Below are 16,686 nucleotides of genomic sequence, written 5' to 3'. Positions count from 1 at the left end.
CCGATCCCGATGCCCCCCGCCATCCCCGCCTGGGCGGCGCCCGCCGCGCCCGCCCCGGCGCCGGCGGCCGAGCCCGCCCAGCCGGAGCCCGAGCCGTCCCGCGACGCCGGCCGCACCATCCTGGTCATCGAGGACGATGAACGCTTTGCCGCCATCCTCGGCGACCTGGCGCGCGAGATGGGCTTCGGCTGCCTGGCCGCGCACACCGCCACCGACGGCCTGGCGCTGGCGGCGCAGCGCCGGCCCGACGCCATCGTGCTCGACATCAACCTGCCCGACTTCTCCGGCCTGGGCGTGCTGGACCAGCTCAAGCGCAATCCCCACACCCGCCACATCCCGGTGCACATTGTCTCGGTGGCCGACTACGCGCAGGAGGCCATGGGCCGCGGCGCCATCGGCTACGCGCTCAAGCCGGTCAAGCGCGAGGAACTGACGCAGGCGCTGCGGCGCCTGGAGGCCAAGTTCACCCAGAACGTGCGGCGCGTGCTGGTGGTGGAGGACGACGACCGCCAGCGCGAAAGCGTGCGCGAGCTGCTGGCGCGCGACGACGTCGAGATCGTGCCGGCCGCGACCGCCAGCGCCGCCCTCGACCTGCTGCGCGAGACCACCTTCGACTGCGTGGTCATGGACCTGAACCTGCCCGACATCAGCGGCTACGAGCTGCTGCGCGAGATGGCCGAGCAGGAAAGCGTGTCGTTCCCGCCCGTGATCGTGTACACCGGCCGGGCGCTGTCGCGCGATGAAGAGCAGCAGCTGCGCCGCTTCTCCAAGTCGATCATCATCAAGGACGCGCGCTCGCCCGAGCGCCTGCTCGACGAGGTGACGCTGTTCCTGCACCAGGTCGAGGCCGACCTGCCGCCGCAGCAGCGCCAGATGCTGGAGCTGGCGCGCAGCCGCGACAGCACGCTGGAAGGCCGCACGGTGCTGGTGGTCGAGGACGACGTGCGCAACGTGTTCGCGCTGTCGAGCATCCTGGAGCCGACCGGCCTGCGGGTCGAGATCGCGCGCAACGGCCGCGAGGCCCTCGAAGCGCTGGATCGCGTCGGCGTGGACGGCCACCCGGCGATCGACCTGGTGCTGATGGACATCATGATGCCCGAGATGGACGGCTACACCGCCATGCGCGAGATCCGCACGCGGCCCGAGTGGCGCCGCCTGCCGATCATCGCGCTGACCGCCAAGGCCATGAAGGACGACCAGGAGAAATGCCTGGCCGCCGGCGCCAACGACTACATCGCCAAGCCGCTGGACGTGGAGCGGCTGCTGTCGCTGGTGCGCGTCTGGATGCGCAAGTAGCGCGGCCCCGCGACCATGCCCCAGTCCCCACCGAACAAGGCGCAGACCGACGATATCGAGCAGCGGCTGCTGCTCGACGCGATCTATCACCAGTACCACTACGATTTCCGCGCCTACGCGCAGGCCTCGCTCAAGCGGCGCCTGCAGAGCGCGCTGTCCCACTTCGGCTGCAAGACCCTGTCGCAGCTGCAGGACCGCGTGCTGCATGAGCCTTCGGTGTTCACCGGCCTGCTGCAATTCCTGACGGTGCAGGTCAGCGACATGTTCCGCGACCCCAGCTACTTCCGGGCGCTGCGCCGCGAAGTGGTGCCGATCCTGCGCACCTATCCCTCGATCAAGGTGTGGGTGGCCGGCTGCAGCGCCGGCGAAGAGGTCTATTCGCTCGCCATCCTGCTGCACGAGGAAGGCCTGCTGGACCGCGCCCTGATCTACGCGACCGACATCAACCCGCAGGCGCTGCGCGCGGCCGAACAGGGCGTGTTCGACCTGGAGCGGGTCGCCGCCTTCACCCGCAACCACGCCGAGTCCGGCGGCCACGGCTCGCTGTCCGACTACTACACCGCGCGCTACGGCCGCGTGGTGTTCGACAAGCAGCTGCGCGAGCACATGGTGTTCTCCGACCACAGCCTGGCCACCGACAGCGTGTTCGCCGAGGTGCACCTGGTGTCGTGCCGCAACGTGCTCATCTATTTCGAGCGCGATCTGCAGAACCGCGCGCTGCGCCTGTTCCATGACGCGCTGGTGCATCGCGGCTTCATGGGCCTGGGTTCGCGCGAATCGGTGCGCTTTTCCGCCCAGGCCGACGGCTTCGACGACTTCGTGCTCGAAGACCGCATCTACCGCAAGAAGGCGGGCCTGTGAGCGCCCCGACGCCGGATCGCCGCGACGCGGCGGGCGCCTGGGACGCCATCGTCATCGGCGGCTCGTCGGGCGCCATCGAGGTCCTGAACCTGCTGCTGCCCGCCCTGCCGGCCGGCCTGCGCGCGGCCGTTATCGTGCTGCTGCACCTGCCGCGCGACCGCCGCAGCCTCTTGGTCGACATCTTCCGCGACCGCTGCGCGCTGCCGCTGTGCGAGGCCGAGGACCAACAGGCGATCCAGCCTGGACAGCTGTATTTCGCGCCGCCCGACTACCACCTGCTGGTCGACCACGGGCCGCGCCTGGCGCTGTCAATCGGCCCGCTGGTGCATTTCTCGCGGCCGTCGATCGACGTGCTGTTCCAATCCGCCGCCGACGGCTACGGCGAGCGGCTGCTGGGCATCCTGCTGTCGGGCGCCAATGAGGACGGCGCCGCCGGCCTGGCCGCGATCCACGCCGCCGGCGGCCGCGCCGTGGTCCAGGCACCGGACACCGCCGCCGTGCGCGCCATGCCCGACGCCGCCCTGGCGCGCATCGACGCCCCCCTGGTCCTGGCGCCCGACGCCATCGCGGCGCTGCTGTCGCAATTGCCCGCGCAGCCGCGGCCCTGATCCCCCTACTCCAAGACACCATGCTATTGACACCTGCCAAACCCTCGGACGACCGCATCAAGTGCCTATTGGTCGACGATGTGCCCGAGAACCTGGTGGCGCTGGAGGCGCTGCTGGCGAGCGACCGGGTCGACGTGCTCAAGGCGCAGTCGGGCCCGCAGGCGCTGGAACTGCTGCTGAACCACCCAGACGTGGCGCTGGCGCTGCTCGACGTGCAGATGCCCGACATGAACGGCTTCGAGCTGGCCGAGCTGATCCGCGGCAGCGAACGCACCCGCCACATTCCGCTGATCTTCATCACCGCCGGCTCGCGCGAACAGAACTGGCAGTTCCGTGGCTACGAGAGCGGCGCGGTGGACTTCCTCTACAAGCCGGTCGACCCCTACATGCTGCGCAGCAAGGCGAACGTGTTCTTCGAGTTGCACGAACGCCGGCGCGCGCTGGCGCAGCAGCTGGAAGCGCGCACCGAGGCCCTGCGGGTCAACGACATGTTCATGGCCGTGCTCAGCCACGACCTGCGCACACCGCTGCAGGCCGTCATCATGGGCGCCTCGATGCTGGAGCGCCAGGGCGGCGACGCGCGCGTGGTCAGCCTGGCGCAACGCATGCTGCAAAGCGGCGAGCGCATGAAGCACCTGATCGAGGACCTGCTCGACGTGACGCGCATCCGCCAGGCGGGCGGCCTGGCCCTGGCGCCCGCGCGCATCAGCATGGAAACGCTGGTCAGCCGCACGCTGGATGAATTGCGCACCGGCTTCGCCGACCGCCAGATCGAGGCCGAATGCCACGGCGACCCGGTCGGCGACTGGGACGGCGAGCGCATCGCGCAGGTGCTGGCCAATCTGCTCGGCAACGCCCTGCACCACGGCGCCCGCGACGTCCCGGTGCGGGTCGAGGTGGACGGCTCCGCCGCCGATCGGGTGGTGGTCACGGTCAGCAACGGCGGCAGCATTCCCGCGGAACTGCTGCCGCAGCTGTTCAACCCGTTCCGCAGCGGCGCGCGGCCGGCCGGGGGCCATCGCGGCCTGGGCCTGGGGCTGTTCATCGCGCAGCAGGTGGCGCAATCGCATGGCGGCCGCATCAGCGCCGAATCGCGCGACGCCATCACCCGCTTCCGCGTGGCGCTGCCACGGCAGGCGTCGACCGCTCAGGGTTGAGGCCCGGCCCCGCGCCCCATGAGCCCCGCGCGCCCGGGCCAAGGCGGCGCGCATCGCCGGATCGGGGGCCTGGACCGCGCAACGACGCCGGAGTTTTCGGTAGTATGTCGCCATGGTGCCGCGGCGCGTTCCCGCCGCCGCCCCCCTCCCGCGCATTCTGCGGCCGCACGCCAATGTGACCCCGGATATTCGTCATGCCCGACCCGATACGTCTGCAGGCCTTGATACAGGATTGCGCGCGCGGCCAGGAATCCGCGCTGGCCGAACTCTATCGCCAAACGTCCCCGCATCTGTTTGCCCTCGCCGTCCGTATATTGCGACGAAGCGACTGGGCGGAAGAAGTCCTCCAGGACAGCTTCATCAATATCTGGCGCAACGCCGCCCGCTATTCTTCGGAACAGAGCCAAGTCATGACCTGGATGACCCGCATCGTGCGCAACCGCTGCATCGACCTGCTGCGCAGGCCGGACCTGGAGCGCCCGGACGCCGACGGCGAACTGACGCTGGCCTGGGCGGATGACGCGCCCGGCCCCTTCGAGCGCCTGCAGACCGACCAGGACGCCCGGCGCCTGGCCGACTGCCTCAAGCAGCTGGAAGGCCAGCAGCGCGCGGCCATCGCGCTGTCCTTCTTCGACGACCTGAGCCACAGCGAGATCGCCCGGCGCCTGCAGGCGCCGCTGGGTACGATCAAGAGCTGGGTGCGGCGGGGCATGGAACGGCTCAAGAGGTGCCTGTCATGAACTACCGCGATCCGCAATTGCGCGCCCGGCTGGCGGCCGACTATGTCTCGGGCGCCATGCGTGGCGGCGCCCGCCGCCGCTTCGAGGGCCTGATGGCCGCCGATGCCAACCTGCGCCGGCAGGTGCGGGGCTGGGAAGACGACATCTACCCCCTGCTCTGGTCGCTGCCGGGCAGGACGCCGCCGGGCCGCGTCTGGCGCGCCATCGAATCGCGCCTGCGCCCCGGCGCCGCCCCCTGGTGGCGCGGCCTGGCATTCTGGCGCATCGCCAGCGGCGCGCTGGCCGCCTTGCTGGTGGCCGGCGTCGTCATCTACCCCATGCAGGTGGACCGCGCCGCCCGCGCGCAGCTGATGGCCGTGCTGCAAAGCCCCGAGGCGCAGGCCATGCTGGTGGTGCGCGCCGACGAAGCCGGCGGCCTGCGCATCCAGGCGCTGCAGAACCTGGCCACGCGCGCCGGCGACAAGGCGCTGGAACTCTGGGCCATCCCGCCCGGCCAGGCGCCGCAGTCGGTCGGGCTGGTGTCGCCCGAGGGCCTGACGGCGCTGCGCCGCGCCCAGGGCCTGGCCGGCGTCCAGCAACTGGCCATCACGCTGGAACCGCCGGGCGGCTCGCCCACCGGCGCGCCCACCGGGCCGGTCATCATGAGCGGCGACGTGCTCAGGATCTGACCCGCATCCAACCCGGGCCCCGGCCCGTATAGAGGGGTGTCCCCGTTGCGGAGCACCCCATGTCTTCCTGGATCGGCCCGGGCCCGCGCGGCCTGCTGGAGATACTGCTGGCGGCCGGCCTGGCGCTGTGCCTGCTGGCCGCCTGTTCGCCCCTGACCCTGCTCAACGGCGCGGTGCCCGACGGCGCCAGCCGCGCCACATCCGGGCTGGCCTATGGCCCGCTGCCGCGCCAGCGCCTGGACATCCACGCCCCGCTGAACGCCGCCGGCGCGCCGGTGGTGGTGTTCTTCTACGGCGGCAGCTGGCGCAGCGGCGAACGCGCCGACTACCGCTTTGCCGGCGACGCGCTGGCCTCGCGCGGCATCATTGCCGTCATCGCCGACTACCGCCTCTACCCCGAGGTCGCCTATCCCGAATTCCTGCGGGACGCCGCGCTGGCCGTGGCCTGGACGCAGCGGCATATCGGCGCCTATGGCGGCGACCCGGGCCGGCTGTTCGTGGCCGGCCACAGCGCCGGCGGCTATATCGCCGCCATGCTGGCGCTGGACCCGCGCTGGCTGCGGGATGCCGGCTCCGCGCCTGGCACGCTGGCCGGCTGGATCGGCCTGGCCGGCCCCTACGACTTCCTGCCGATCACCGCGCGCGACGTGCGGCCGGTCTTCCTGTTCCCCGACACGCCGGCCGATTCGCAGCCCATCCGCCACGCCAGCGCCGCGGCCCCGCCGGGCCTGCTGTTGACCGGCGCCGCCGACACCGAGGTGGACCCGCAACGCAACAGCGCCGCCCTGGCGCGCGCCCTGCGCGCCGCGGGGGCCTGCGCGCGCCTGGTCGAGTACCCCGGCCTCGGCCACAAGCTGCTGGTCGGCGCGCTGGCGCGGCCCCTGCGCTGGCGCGCGCCGGTGCTGGACGACATCGCCGCCTTCGTGGCCCGCCCCTGCGCGCCCTCTCCAGGAGAATGACCATGCGCCCCGACCTGCCGCTGGCTCTGCTGCTTGCCCTGATCCTGCCGCTGGCGCCGCTGGGCGCCCAGGCGGCCAACGAACATTACCTGGGCTACGCCTATGCCCCGCACGGCGGCGCCGAGCGCTACCGCGAGGAGCACTGGGTCGTCAGGGACGGCGCGCGGCAGACCCGGCTGGTGCTGTACCGCTGTCCGGACGGGGCCGCCTTCGCGCGCAAATGGGTGCGGGGCGGCGTCGACGATCCCGCGCCCGATTTCGCGCTATTTGACCAGCGCGACGGCTACCGCGAAGGCGTCAGCAGCCGCGGCGCCGAGCGCCACGCCTACGTGCAGGCGCGCGCCAGCGCCACCACGCGCAGCCAGGCGCTGCCGCCGGCCGAGGATGCCGTGATCGACGCCGGCTTCGACGCGTGGCTGCGCGCGCACTGGGATCCGCCCGCCACGCCCTTGCGGTTCCTGGTGCCCAGCCGGCTGGCCCTGATGCCGCTGGAGGTCCAGGCGCGCGATGTGCCCGAACAGCGCGAGCGCGTGTTCCGGCTGCGGCTGGATGCCTGGTACGGCTTCGCCGCGCCCCCGCTGCGCGTGACCTACGACCGCGACAGCCGGCGCCTGCGCCGCTTCGAGGGCCCCAGCAACCTGCGCGACGACAACGGCGGCACCCAGACCGTGCGGATCGAGTTCCCCGCCGACGCCGAACTGGCCCCGCCCACGCAACAGGACATGGACGCCGCCGCGGCCACGCCGTTGACGGGGCGTTGCGACTAAGGGTTTTCACTAGCGCATCCAGCCGGCGCGCCCGCCCGTATATCCCCGCAAGCCTCGAACAGGACACGATGATGCGCCCCGAACTCTCTCGCTGGACCGCCTCGATGCGCCGCTGGGTCGATACCCAGGCGGCGAGCGCGTCCGACGGCCCGCCCGACCGCATCGACTGGACCCGCGCCCTGCCCTTCGCGCTGCTGCACGCGGGCTGCCTGGGGGTGATAGCGACCGGCGTGTCGCCGGTGGCGCTGGCCGTGGCGGCGGCGCTCTACGTCCTGCGCATGTTCGCCCTGACCGGCTTCTACCACCGCTATTTCTCGCATCGCACCTTCCGCACCTCGCGCGCCATGCAGCTGGTCTTCGCCATCCTCGGCGCCTCCTGCGCCCAGCGCGGTCCCCTGTGGTGGGCGGCGCACCACCGCCACCATCATCGCCACGCCGACGACGACCAGGACCTGCACTCGCCCGCCCGCCACGGATTCTGGTGGAGCCACATGGGGTGGTTCCTGACGCCGCGCGCCTTCGCCACCGACATGGCGCGCGTGCCGGACCTGCGCCGCTACCGCGAACTGCGCTGGCTCGACCGCTTCGACGCCGCCGTGCCCATCGCGCTGGCGCTGCTGTGCTACGCCCTGGGCGCCGCGCTCGAACGCCTGGCCCCGGGCCTGGGCACCAACGGGCCGCAGATGCTGGTGTGGGGCTTCTTCATCTCGACGGTGGCGCTGTTCCACGCCACCGTCACCATCAATTCGCTGGCGCATCGCTACGGCAAGCGCCGCTACGACACCGCCGACGACAGCCGCAACAACGCCTGGCTGGCGCTGCTGACCTTCGGCGAAGGCTGGCACAACAACCACCATTTCTATCCCGGCTCGGCGCGCCAGGGCTTTCGCGCCCGCGAAATCGACCTGACCTGGTACGGGCTGCGCCTGCTGGCGGCCGCCGGCCTGATCTGGGACCTGAAACCCGTGCCGGCCTGGGTGCTGGCGCGCGCCAAGGAATGACCATGCGCATCGCCATCATCGGTTCGGGCATCGCGGGGCTGGTCTGCGCCTGGAAGCTGGGCCGGGACCATGATGTGACGCTGTACGAGGCCAATGACTACCTGGGCGGCCACACGCACACCCACGACGTCGAGCAGGACGGCCAGCGCTACGCGGTCGACAGCGGTTTCATCGTGCACAACCCGGTCAACTACCCGCATTTCACGGCCATGCTCGACGAGCTGGGCGTGTGCTCGCAGCCCACCACCATGAGCTTCTCGGTGCACCAGGAGGCCAGCCGCCTGGAATACAACGCGACCTCGCTCGACACCCTGTTCTGCCAGCGCCGCAACCTGCTGTCGCCGCGCTTCCTGGGCATGGTGCGCGACCTGCTGCGCTTCTACCGCGAGGCGCCGGCGCTGCTGGCCGGCGACGAGCCCGGCCCGACGCTGGGCGAGTACCTGGCACGGCACCGCTACGGCCAGGCGTTCCAGGCCGACCACCTGATCCCGATGGCGTCGGCGCTGTGGTCCTCGCCCGCCGCGCGCATCCTGGAATTCCCGGCTCGCTACCTGGTGCAGTTCATGGCCAACCACCAGATGCTGCAGGTCGACCCGCGGCCCCAATGGCGCGTGGTGCAGGGCGGGTCCAGCCGCTACATCCGCGCCCTGCGCGAGCGCTGGAACGTGCGGGTGCGCCTGAACTGCCCGGTGCACCAGGTCACGCGCCAGGCCGACGGCGTCACCCTGGCCTCGTGCGAGGGCCGGCCGCGCTACGACCAGGTGGTGTTCGCCTGCCACAGCGACCAGGCCCTGAAACTGCTGGCCGCGCCCAGCGCGGCCGAGCGCGAGGTGCTCGGCGCGATCACCTATCAGCACAACGACGTCGTGCTGCACACGGATGCGCGCTTGCTGCCGCGCCACCGCAAGGCCTGGGCGGCGTGGAATGCCTACGTGCCGGCCGATCCCTCGGCGCCGTGCTCGGTCAGCTACTGCATGAACCTGCTGCAGGGCCTGCAATCGCGCCGGCCGTTCATCGTCACGCTCAATCGCGGCGACGCCATCGATCCGGCGCAGGTGCTGGCCCGCATGCGCTACCACCACCCGGTCTACACGCTGGCGTCGGTGGCCGCCCAGGCGCGCCGCGACGAGATCTCCGGCCGCCAGCGCTGCTGGTACGCGGGCGCCTACTGGGGCTGGGGCTTTCACGAAGACGGCGTGGCCAGCGCGTTGGACGTGGTGCGCGGCATCCAGTCGCGCGCCGCGGCGCTCTCGGCGGAGGCCGCATGAACGGCCACAGCGCCCTGTACGAAGGCCGCGTGACGCACCGGCGCCACGTGCCGCATGCGCACGGCTTCAGCTACCGCATGGCGCAGCTCTATCTGGACCTGGACGAGGTCGACCAGGTGTTCAAGGACCGCTGGCTGTGGTCGGTGGACCGGCCCAACCTGGCCGAATGGCGCCGCCGCGATTATCTCGACGGCGATGCCGGACTGCCGCTGGCGCAGGCCGTGCGGGCGCGGCTGCGGGCCGACCTGGGCGAAGCGCCGGCCGGACCGATCCGGCTGCTGGCCCATCCGCGCTACGCCGGCTATGTCTTCAACCCGGTCAGCTTCTACTACTGCTACGAAGCCGACGGCGTGACCCTGGCCGCCATCCTGGCCGAGATCACCAACACGCCGTGGAAGCAGCGCCATTGCATCGTCCTGCCGGTCGAGAGCGCCGACCGCCGCGGCGACGCCATGGCCTGGCGCTTCGACAAGCGCTTCCACGTCTCGCCCTTCATGCCGATGGACTGCGTCTATGACTGGCGCTTCAACGCGCCGGGCGAGGACCTGCGGGTGCATATGCGCGTCAACCGCCAGGGCCAGCCGCAATTCGACGCCCACCTGCACCTGCAACGCCGCGCACTCGACGGCGCGGCGCTGGCGCGCCTGCTGTGGCGCTTTCCCCTGATGACCCTGCAGGTCATCGGCGGCATCCACTGGCAGGCCTTGCGCCTCTGGCTCAAACGCAACCCGATCCACGACCATCCCGGCACGCCCGACGGAGAACCGCAATGAAAGCCATGACGCCATCCGAACAGGCCGCCATCGCGGCGACCCGCCCGCCCGGCGCGCTGGAGCGCCTGCTGCGCAAGCGCCTGTTCGCCAGCCTCTCGACGCTGACCTGCGGCCGGCTGGCGATCGAGGACAGCCTGGGCAGCGCCACGCTCGGCCAGGGCGAGCCGGTGGTGCGCCTGACCATCCGCGACATGGCCTTCTACCGCCTGGTGGCCACGCAGGGCAGCGTCGGCGCGGGCGAGGCGTATGGCGACGGCATGTGGACCTGCGACGATCTGGTCGCCCTGGTGCGCCTGCTGGTGCGCAACCGCGACACGCTGGACGGCATGGAATCCGGGCTGGCGCGCGTGGCCGGCTGGTTGCTCAGGCGCTGGCATGCCGGCAACCGCAACACCCACGAAGGCAGCCGCCGCAACATCGCCGCGCACTACGACCTCGGCAACGATTTCTTCTCGCTGTTCCTGTCGCCCGACCTGATGTATTCATCGGCCCTGTGGGCCGGCGCCGACGACACGCTGGAAGAGGCGTCGCGGCGCAAGCTCGACACCATCTGCCGCAAGCTCGAACTCGGCCCGCGCGACCGCGTGGTCGAGATCGGCAGCGGCTGGGGCGGTTTCGCCATCCATGCCGCGCGCCACTACGGCTGCCACGTCACCACCGCCACCATCTCGCGCGAACAGCACGCCCTGGCGCTGGCGCGGGTGCGCGCCGCCGGCCTGGACGATCGCGTCAGCGTGGTGCTGCAGGACTACCGCGACCTGCAGGGCCGCTACGACAAGCTGGTGTCGATCGAGATGATCGAGGCCATCGGCGCGCAATACCTCGAGACCTATTTCGCCAAGGTCGCCGACCTGCTCGCGCCGCACGGCCGCGCATTGATCCAGGCCATCACCATCGAGGACCACCGCTACCAGCAGGCGCTGGGCGAAGTGGATTTCATCAAGCGCCACATCTTCCCCGGCAGCTTCATCCCCTCGATCGAGGCGATGCTGCGCGCCAAGACGCGCGCCAGCGACCTGGCCCTGGTGCACCTGGAGGACTTCGGCCTGTCGTACGCGCGCACCCTGCAAGCCTGGCGCCAGCGCTTCCTGGCGCACCTGCCCGAAGTGCGGGGACAGGGCTTCGACAGCCGCTTCTGCCGCCTGTGGGAGTTCTACCTGGCGTACTGCGAAGGCGGCTTCCGCGAACGCTCCATCGGCGTCTCGCATCTGTTGCTGACCCACCCCGGCGCCCGCGGCACGGGCGAACGCTGGGTCCAGGCGGGTGTGTGATGCGCTTCTGGGCCAACCTGCTCGGCTACCAGCTGGTCTGGTTCAGCGCCATCATCGGCGCCGGCCGCGGCCTGGCCTGGCCGGGCGTGGCCTCGGCCCTGGTCTTCATTGCCGCGCAACTGGCCTGCTCGGTCACGTGGCGCGCCGACCTGAAGCTGGCCGCCGCCGCGCTGCTGTGCGGCTGCCTGCTCGATGGCGCGCTGTCGGCGCTGGGCTGGTCGGTCTACGCCGCCGATGCCTGGCCCGCGCCGCGCTGGATCCTGGCGCTGTGGGCGGCCTTCGCCCTGACGCTGAATCATTCGCTGGCCTACCTGCGGCCGCGCCGCTGGCTGGCCTGCGGGTTCGGCGCCATCGGCGGGCCATTGGCCTACTGGGGCGCCGCGCGCGGCTGGCAGGCGGTGCAGTTCGACGCGCCCGCCTGGCGCGCCGTTGCCGCGCTGGCGCTGGGCTGGGGCCTGATCCTGCCCGCGCTGACCCGCTGGGCGCAGCGCTGGACGCGGGAGGCCGCATGAATCCCCTGTCGCAATGGCTGATCATCGCCGTCGTCATGGTCATCGCCATGGCGCTGGCCTGGGCCTGGCAACGCCGCCACGCCAACGCGGGCATCGTCGACGTGGTCTGGGCCGCCGGCATGGGCGCCAGCGCCCTGCTGGCCGCCGCCACCGGCCAGGGCGACTGGGCGCCCCGGGCCTGCCTGGCCGTGATGGCCGGCGTCTGGTCGCTGCGGCTGGCCTGGCATCTGTGGCGGCGGGTCCGGCAAGGCGAGGACGGCCGCTACCGCGCGCTGCGCGAACACTGGGGCGGTCATCAGGGCAAGTTCTTCGGCCTGTTCATGTTCCAGGCCGGGCTGGTGATGCTGTTCAGCCTGCCTTTCCTGGCGGTGGGCACGAGCGCCGCGCGCGGCCTGCCCGTCGCGCTGGGCCTGGCGATCTGGCTGGCGGCGCTGGCCGGTGAAGTCATCGCCGACCGCCAGCTCGACCGCTTCCGCGACGATCCGGCCCATCGCGGCCAGACCTGCCGCGACGGCCTGTGGCGCTACTCGCGCCATCCCAACTATTTCTTCGAATGGTGCCATTGGTTCGCCTACGTCGCGCTGGCCTGGGGCTCGCCCCTGGCCTGGCTGGCGTGGCTGGGCCCCGTGCTGATGTACGTCTTCCTGCGCTGGATCAGCGGCATCCCCTTCACCGAGCAACAGGCCCTGCGCACGCGCGGCGACGACTACCGCGCGTACCAGCGCCGCACCTCGGCCTTCTTCCCGTGGTTCCCCAAATCCTGACGAGGCCCGCCATGACGACCGCCAGCCTGCACGACCTTCCGCTTGCCGCCGACCGCCCCGCGCCCGGCCTGCTTGGCCTGGCCGAACGCGGCCTGGTGCCCGACGCGCTGCTGCGCCTGGGCATCCGCCGCCTGTGCGCCGAACGCCTGGCCGCCGAATACGCCGGCGGCATCGACGCCTGGACGGCGCGCAACCAGGACCTGATCGCGCGCCTGCGCGCCAGCGCGGTGGCCATCCACACCGACGCCGCCAACGCCCAGCACTACGAACTGCCGACCACGTTCTTCCAGCTCTGCCTGGGCGCCCGCATGAAGTATTCCGGCTGCCTGTATCCGACCGGCGCCGAGACCCTGGACCAGGCCGAGGCCGCCATGCTGCGCCTGTACGGCGAACGCGCCGAGCTGACCGACGGCCAGGACATCCTGGAACTGGGCTGCGGCTGGGGCTCGCTGACCCTGTGGATGGCCGAACACTATCCCAACGCCCGCATCACCGCCGTGTCCAACTCGGCCACCCAGCGCCAGCACATCGAAGCGCGCTGCCGCGAACGCGGCTGGGCGCACGTGCGCGTCATCACCTGCGACGTGAACACGCTGGCGTTGCCGGCGGCCGCCTACGACCGCTGCGTCTCGGTGGAGATGTTCGAACACATGCGCAATTACCAGGACCTGCTGGCGCGCATCGGCCAATGGCTGCGCCCCGGCGGCAAGCTGTTCGTGCACATCTTCGCGCACCGCGAGCGCGCCTATCCGTTCGAGACCGAAGGCGCCGGCAACTGGATGGGACGCCACTTCTTCACCGGCGGCATCATGCCGGCGGCCGACACGCTGCTGCACTTCCAGCGCGACCTGCAATTGCAGGAAAAGTGGTTTCTCGACGGCACGCACTACGCGCGCACGGCCAACCACTGGCTGGCCAACCAGGACGCCCGCGCCGCGCAGGCCCGGGCGGTGCTGGCGCAGGCCTATGGCCCGCAGCTGGCGCCGTTGTGGCACCAGCGCTGGCGCATGTTCTGGATGGCCTGCGCCGAGCTGTTCGGCTACGACGACGGCCAGCAATGGGGCGTGGCCCACTACCGCTTCACGCGCCCCTGAGGAGACCGCCATGTTGCGCGCCCTGTGTATCGCCGCGATGGGCCTGCTGGCGGGCTGCGCCGGGCCCGCGCCCATGCCGCCCGTGGCCCATGTCGACCTGCCGCGCTTCATGGGCGACTGGTACGTCATCGCGCACATCCCCAGCTGGCCCGAGCGCAACGCCTACGACGCGGTCGAAAGCTACCGGCCGCTGCCCGATGGCCGCATCCAGACCGACTTCCGCTACCGCAAGGGCAGCTTCGACGCCGAGGTGAGCACCATGCACCCGGTGGCCACGGTGCGGCCGGACACCGGCAACGCGGTCTGGGGCATGCAGTTCATCTGGCCGATCCAGGCGGAATACGTCATCGCCTACCTGGACGACGCCTACCAGACCACCATCATCGGCCGCTCCAAGCGCGACTACGTGTGGATCATGGCGCGCGTTCCCTGCCTGAGCGATGACGCCTACGCGCAGCTGGCCGAGCGCGTCGCGGCGCTGGGCTACACGGAACCGCTGCGCAAGGTGCCGCAGCGCTGCCAATAGGCGAGACCGGCCCGCGACGCCGCCAAGGGGCCGGCGGCTTGCCATCGTCAGAAGTCCATCGACGCCGACAGCATGAAGGTGCGCGGCGCGCCCAGCGCCAGGCTCGACAGCTGCGGCATGCCCCAATACGCCTTGTTGGTCAGGTTGTTGACGCTGGCCCGCAGGACCAGCGGACGGTCGACCACCCTGGTGGCGTAGCGCGCGCCGACGTCATAGGTGGTGCGGCCGGCCACCGACAGCGAATTGTCGGCGCTGATGTACTGCTTGGACACCGCGGTCGCGTTGGCGGTCAGCGTCAGCCCCTGCACGGCCGGCACATCCCACTCGATGCCCAGCTTGCCCTGCAGCTTGGGCACGCCGGTCGCCTGCCTGCCCTCGTTGACGGCCAGCGCGGCCTTGGTGACCTTCGGGTCGATGTACGCCACGCCGCCCATCAGGCGCACGCCGCGCAGCGGTTCGCCGAAGAAGCCCCATTCCACGCCCCGGTTGCGCTGTTCGCCGCCGAACGAAAACACGTTGGTGACGGGATTGGTGTAGCTGCTCGGCCGCGTGATCTCGAACACGCTCAAGGTATGGGTGAAGTCACCGAAGTCGACCTTGATGCCAGCCTCCTTCTGCTTGGTCTTGTACGGCGCGAACAGCTCGCCGGCGTTGGCGGCGGTGACCGGCGCCGTCTGCCCCTTGCTCAGTCCCTCGATGTAGTTGGCGTACAGCGAGACATTGTCGGTGGCCTTGAACAGGATCGCCGCCGCGGGCGTGGTGGCGCTGGCGTCATAGCGGCTGGTGCGCGCGCCCGTGGCCACATTGAAGGTATCCGAACGCACCTCCTGGCGGCGCGCGCCCAGCGTCAGCTGCACCCGGTCCTCGGCGAACGACAACGTGTCCGCCAGGCCGTAGCTGATCAGGCGCGTCTCGGTATGCAGGATCGCCGGCCAGACGCCATCGACCTCCGGCCCCCAGACCGGCTTGTAGATGTTGGTGGTCCAGTCCGCGCCCGGCACCGAGCGGCGGCCGTAGTCGCGTTCGGTATCGGTGTAGTAGGTGGTGTTCAGCACCCACTGGTGCTTGATGCCGCCCGTCTGCAGCTTGCCCTTGACCCCAGCCTCCCCGGTGGTCTTCCTGATGTGCATGTTCAATTGGCCGATGGTGGTGCGCAGGTCGCCCGCGGCATTGAGCACCTGAGCGGAGATGGCGCCGTTGTAGGTGTACTCGGACCGGCTGGTGCCGACCGCGGCGTACGCCATCAGGTTGTCGCTCAGGTCGACTTCGCCGCGCACCATGGCGCCGCGATCGCGGTTGTGCACATACGCCCAGTCCGGGTTCAGCAAGGTGTCGGCCTTGGGCGGCCTGGGCACGGCCACGCCGGGCGCCAGGTTGATGCCGCGGGTCACGCCGTCCACGCGCTCGTCGCTGTCGTACAGATCCGCCGACACGCGCACGCGCTCGCTGCGCCAGTCCAGCCCCACGGCGGCCAGTTGCGCCTTCTTGTCCTGGTCCTTGATCGCGCCGGCGCCATCGCGATAGACGCCGTTGAAGCGGATGCCGAACTGCTTGTCCTCGCCGAAGCGGCGTCCCATGTCCAGGTGGCCGCCGAACTGCGCGTCCGACATGTAGGTCGCGGTCAGGCGCGTCAACGGCTCATCGCCGGCGCGCTTGGGCACCAGGTTGACGGTGCCGCCCACCGAGCCGCCCGGCGGCATGCCGTTGAGCAGGGCCGACGGCCCCTTCAGCACCTCGATGCGCTCGAACATTTCCGGCGTGGTGCGGTAGTACGGCGCCATGCCGAACAGTCCGCCGAAGGAGATGTCGGTGGTGCTGGAGCTGAAGCCGCGGATCGAGTAGTTCTCGCTCCAGGCGCCGGTGACGCCGTTGCTGAACACCGACGGGTCGGTGCGGGCGATCACGTCGGTGATGTCCTGGGCCTGCAGGTCCTGGATGTACTTGTCGGTATAGCTGATGACCGAGAACGGCGTGCTCATGAAGTCCCGCTCGCCCAGGAAGCCGGCGCGGCCGCCGTACGTGACCTGGCCGCCGGCATAGGGCGCGGCGGGCTCCTCGGACTGGCCCGTGACGCGTACCGCCGGCAGCGTCTTGACCCCGGCGCCGGCCGGGTCCGGTTGCGCCTGCGCCGCCGTCTCGCTGACGCGGGCGCGACTCTCGGCGGCCTGCTGGGCCTGCGCGGCCGGGGCCGCGATCAGGGCGGCGCCGGCCGTCAGGCCGAACAGGGCCGCGGTCAGGCCGTTGAGGGAAAAGGCGGTCCTGGCGTGCGCGGTATGCGATGCGGGACGCGCGACGCGGCCACGATGGCGACGTGTGCTCATGGAATGCTCCGTTCGGTTGAGCGTGGATTGGCCTTCATCGGTTTCGGCATTAATAATGAAAACAATGAGGCGAATGGGAATCGTTAATCAATAAAACCAT

General features: G+C 70.9%; 17 protein-coding genes. 16 read left to right on the top strand and 1 reads right to left on the bottom strand.

Going from position 1 to position 16,686, the window contains the following annotated elements:
• From AOZ53_RS28180 to AOZ53_RS28105, 16 genes are all read left to right on the top strand, one after another.
• Positions 1-1,296, top strand: a 1,296-nt coding sequence (locus AOZ53_RS28180) for a response regulator (protein WP_156333557.1), incomplete at its 5' end; no start/stop codon positions are given.
• A gap of 15 nt (positions 1,297-1,311) precedes the next feature.
• Positions 1,312-2,157 carry a CheR family methyltransferase gene (locus tag AOZ53_RS28175; RefSeq protein ID WP_054428860.1) on the top strand — a complete coding sequence of 282 codons (846 nt, stop codon included), beginning with the start codon at positions 1,312-1,314 and terminating at the stop codon, positions 2,155-2,157.
• The gene (locus AOZ53_RS28170) at positions 2,154-2,765 is read left to right on the top strand and encodes a chemotaxis protein CheB (protein WP_054428861.1); all 612 of its coding nucleotides are present in this window, start codon (positions 2,154-2,156) and stop codon (positions 2,763-2,765) included. Before AOZ53_RS28175 ends, AOZ53_RS28170 begins: the two co-directional genes overlap by 4 nt.
• A 20-nt stretch (positions 2,766-2,785) precedes the next feature.
• The gene (locus AOZ53_RS28165) at positions 2,786-3,922 is read left to right on the top strand and encodes a hybrid sensor histidine kinase/response regulator (protein WP_054428862.1); all 1,137 of its coding nucleotides are present in this window, start codon (positions 2,786-2,788) and stop codon (positions 3,920-3,922) included.
• A gap of 194 nt (positions 3,923-4,116) precedes the next feature.
• Positions 4,117-4,662, top strand: coding sequence for an RNA polymerase sigma factor (locus AOZ53_RS28160; protein WP_054428863.1), 546 nt, complete (start codon positions 4,117-4,119; stop codon positions 4,660-4,662).
• Positions 4,659-5,330 (top strand): anti-sigma factor, encoded by a 672-nt coding sequence (locus AOZ53_RS28155; protein WP_054428864.1) that lies wholly within the window; start codon positions 4,659-4,661, stop codon positions 5,328-5,330. The genes AOZ53_RS28160 and AOZ53_RS28155 overlap by 4 nt, the downstream gene beginning before the upstream one ends.
• A gap of 59 nt (positions 5,331-5,389) precedes the next feature.
• Positions 5,390-6,289 carry an alpha/beta hydrolase gene (locus tag AOZ53_RS28150; protein ID WP_054478810.1) on the top strand — a complete coding sequence of 300 codons (900 nt, stop codon included), beginning with the start codon at positions 5,390-5,392 and terminating at the stop codon, positions 6,287-6,289.
• 2 nt (positions 6,290-6,291) lie between these two features.
• The gene (locus AOZ53_RS28145) at positions 6,292-7,056 is read left to right on the top strand and encodes a hypothetical protein (RefSeq protein ID WP_054490294.1); all 765 of its coding nucleotides are present in this window, start codon (positions 6,292-6,294) and stop codon (positions 7,054-7,056) included.
• 68 nt (positions 7,057-7,124) lie between these two features.
• Positions 7,125-8,057 carry an acyl-CoA desaturase gene (locus AOZ53_RS28140; protein ID WP_054490292.1) on the top strand — a complete coding sequence of 311 codons (933 nt, stop codon included), beginning with the start codon at positions 7,125-7,127 and terminating at the stop codon, positions 8,055-8,057.
• A 2-nt stretch (positions 8,058-8,059) separates the two neighbouring features.
• Positions 8,060-9,325, top strand: a complete 1,266-nt coding sequence (locus AOZ53_RS28135; RefSeq protein ID WP_054490290.1) for an NAD(P)/FAD-dependent oxidoreductase — start codon at positions 8,060-8,062, stop codon at positions 9,323-9,325.
• Positions 9,322-10,098, top strand: a complete 777-nt coding sequence (locus AOZ53_RS28130; RefSeq protein ID WP_054490289.1) for a DUF1365 domain-containing protein — start codon at positions 9,322-9,324, stop codon at positions 10,096-10,098. The genes AOZ53_RS28135 and AOZ53_RS28130 overlap by 4 nt, the downstream gene beginning before the upstream one ends.
• Positions 10,095-11,369 (top strand): SAM-dependent methyltransferase, encoded by a 1,275-nt coding sequence (locus AOZ53_RS28125; protein ID WP_054490287.1) that lies wholly within the window; start codon positions 10,095-10,097, stop codon positions 11,367-11,369. Before AOZ53_RS28130 ends, AOZ53_RS28125 begins: the two co-directional genes overlap by 4 nt.
• The gene (locus tag AOZ53_RS28120; RefSeq protein WP_054478820.1) at positions 11,369-11,881 is read left to right on the top strand and encodes a DUF2878 domain-containing protein; all 513 of its coding nucleotides are present in this window, start codon (positions 11,369-11,371) and stop codon (positions 11,879-11,881) included. Before AOZ53_RS28125 ends, AOZ53_RS28120 begins: the two co-directional genes overlap by 1 nt.
• Positions 11,878-12,645: a DUF1295 domain-containing protein gene (locus AOZ53_RS28115; RefSeq protein ID WP_054428872.1), complete on the top strand. Its 768-nt coding sequence runs from the start codon at positions 11,878-11,880 to the stop codon at positions 12,643-12,645. Before AOZ53_RS28120 ends, AOZ53_RS28115 begins: the two co-directional genes overlap by 4 nt.
• Positions 12,646-12,656: 11 nt before the next feature.
• Positions 12,657-13,739, top strand: coding sequence for an SAM-dependent methyltransferase (locus AOZ53_RS28110; protein ID WP_054428873.1), 1,083 nt, complete (start codon positions 12,657-12,659; stop codon positions 13,737-13,739).
• Between the two features lie 10 nt (positions 13,740-13,749).
• Entirely contained in the window at positions 13,750-14,265 is a 516-nt protein-coding gene (locus AOZ53_RS28105; RefSeq protein ID WP_054428874.1) for a lipocalin family protein, read from the top strand.
• A gap of 47 nt (positions 14,266-14,312) precedes the next feature.
• On the opposite strand, the gene AOZ53_RS28100 is transcribed toward AOZ53_RS28105, so the two are convergent.
• A complete protein-coding gene (locus AOZ53_RS28100; RefSeq protein ID WP_054490285.1) occupies positions 14,313-16,586 on the bottom strand; it encodes a TonB-dependent receptor in 2,274 nt (757 codons plus the stop codon).
• Between the last annotated feature and the right edge of the window lie 100 nt (positions 16,587-16,686).

It is taken from the genome of Achromobacter sp. 2789STDY5608621 (assembly GCF_001299375.1).
Classification (GTDB): domain Bacteria; phylum Pseudomonadota; class Gammaproteobacteria; order Burkholderiales; family Burkholderiaceae_B; genus Achromobacter; species Achromobacter insuavis.
The sequence above is the reverse complement of the archived record's forward strand: the minus strand, read 5'-3'. Positions and strand labels throughout refer to the sequence as shown.

Coding starts and splice junctions, on each gene's coding strand:
- AOZ53_RS28175 (WP_054428860.1), top strand. CDS start 1,312: ATGCCCCAGTCCCCACCGAACAAGGCGCAGACCGACGATATCGAGCAG.
- AOZ53_RS28165 (WP_054428862.1), top strand. CDS start 2,786: ATGCTATTGACACCTGCCAAACCCTCGGACGACCGCATCAAGTGCCTA.
- AOZ53_RS28160 (WP_054428863.1), top strand. CDS start 4,117: ATGCCCGACCCGATACGTCTGCAGGCCTTGATACAGGATTGCGCGCGC.
- AOZ53_RS28155 (WP_054428864.1), top strand. CDS start 4,659: ATGAACTACCGCGATCCGCAATTGCGCGCCCGGCTGGCGGCCGACTAT.
- AOZ53_RS28150 (WP_054478810.1), top strand. CDS start 5,390: ATGTCTTCCTGGATCGGCCCGGGCCCGCGCGGCCTGCTGGAGATACTG.
- AOZ53_RS28145 (WP_054490294.1), top strand. CDS start 6,292: ATGCGCCCCGACCTGCCGCTGGCTCTGCTGCTTGCCCTGATCCTGCCG.
- AOZ53_RS28140 (WP_054490292.1), top strand. CDS start 7,125: ATGATGCGCCCCGAACTCTCTCGCTGGACCGCCTCGATGCGCCGCTGG.
- AOZ53_RS28135 (WP_054490290.1), top strand. CDS start 8,060: ATGCGCATCGCCATCATCGGTTCGGGCATCGCGGGGCTGGTCTGCGCC.
- AOZ53_RS28130 (WP_054490289.1), top strand. CDS start 9,322: ATGAACGGCCACAGCGCCCTGTACGAAGGCCGCGTGACGCACCGGCGC.
- AOZ53_RS28125 (WP_054490287.1), top strand. CDS start 10,095: ATGAAAGCCATGACGCCATCCGAACAGGCCGCCATCGCGGCGACCCGC.
- AOZ53_RS28120 (WP_054478820.1), top strand. CDS start 11,369: ATGCGCTTCTGGGCCAACCTGCTCGGCTACCAGCTGGTCTGGTTCAGC.
- AOZ53_RS28115 (WP_054428872.1), top strand. CDS start 11,878: ATGAATCCCCTGTCGCAATGGCTGATCATCGCCGTCGTCATGGTCATC.
- AOZ53_RS28110 (WP_054428873.1), top strand. CDS start 12,657: ATGACGACCGCCAGCCTGCACGACCTTCCGCTTGCCGCCGACCGCCCC.
- AOZ53_RS28105 (WP_054428874.1), top strand. CDS start 13,750: ATGTTGCGCGCCCTGTGTATCGCCGCGATGGGCCTGCTGGCGGGCTGC.
- AOZ53_RS28100 (WP_054490285.1), bottom strand. CDS start 16,586: ATGAGCACACGTCGCCATCGTGGCCGCGTCGCGCGTCCCGCATCGCAT.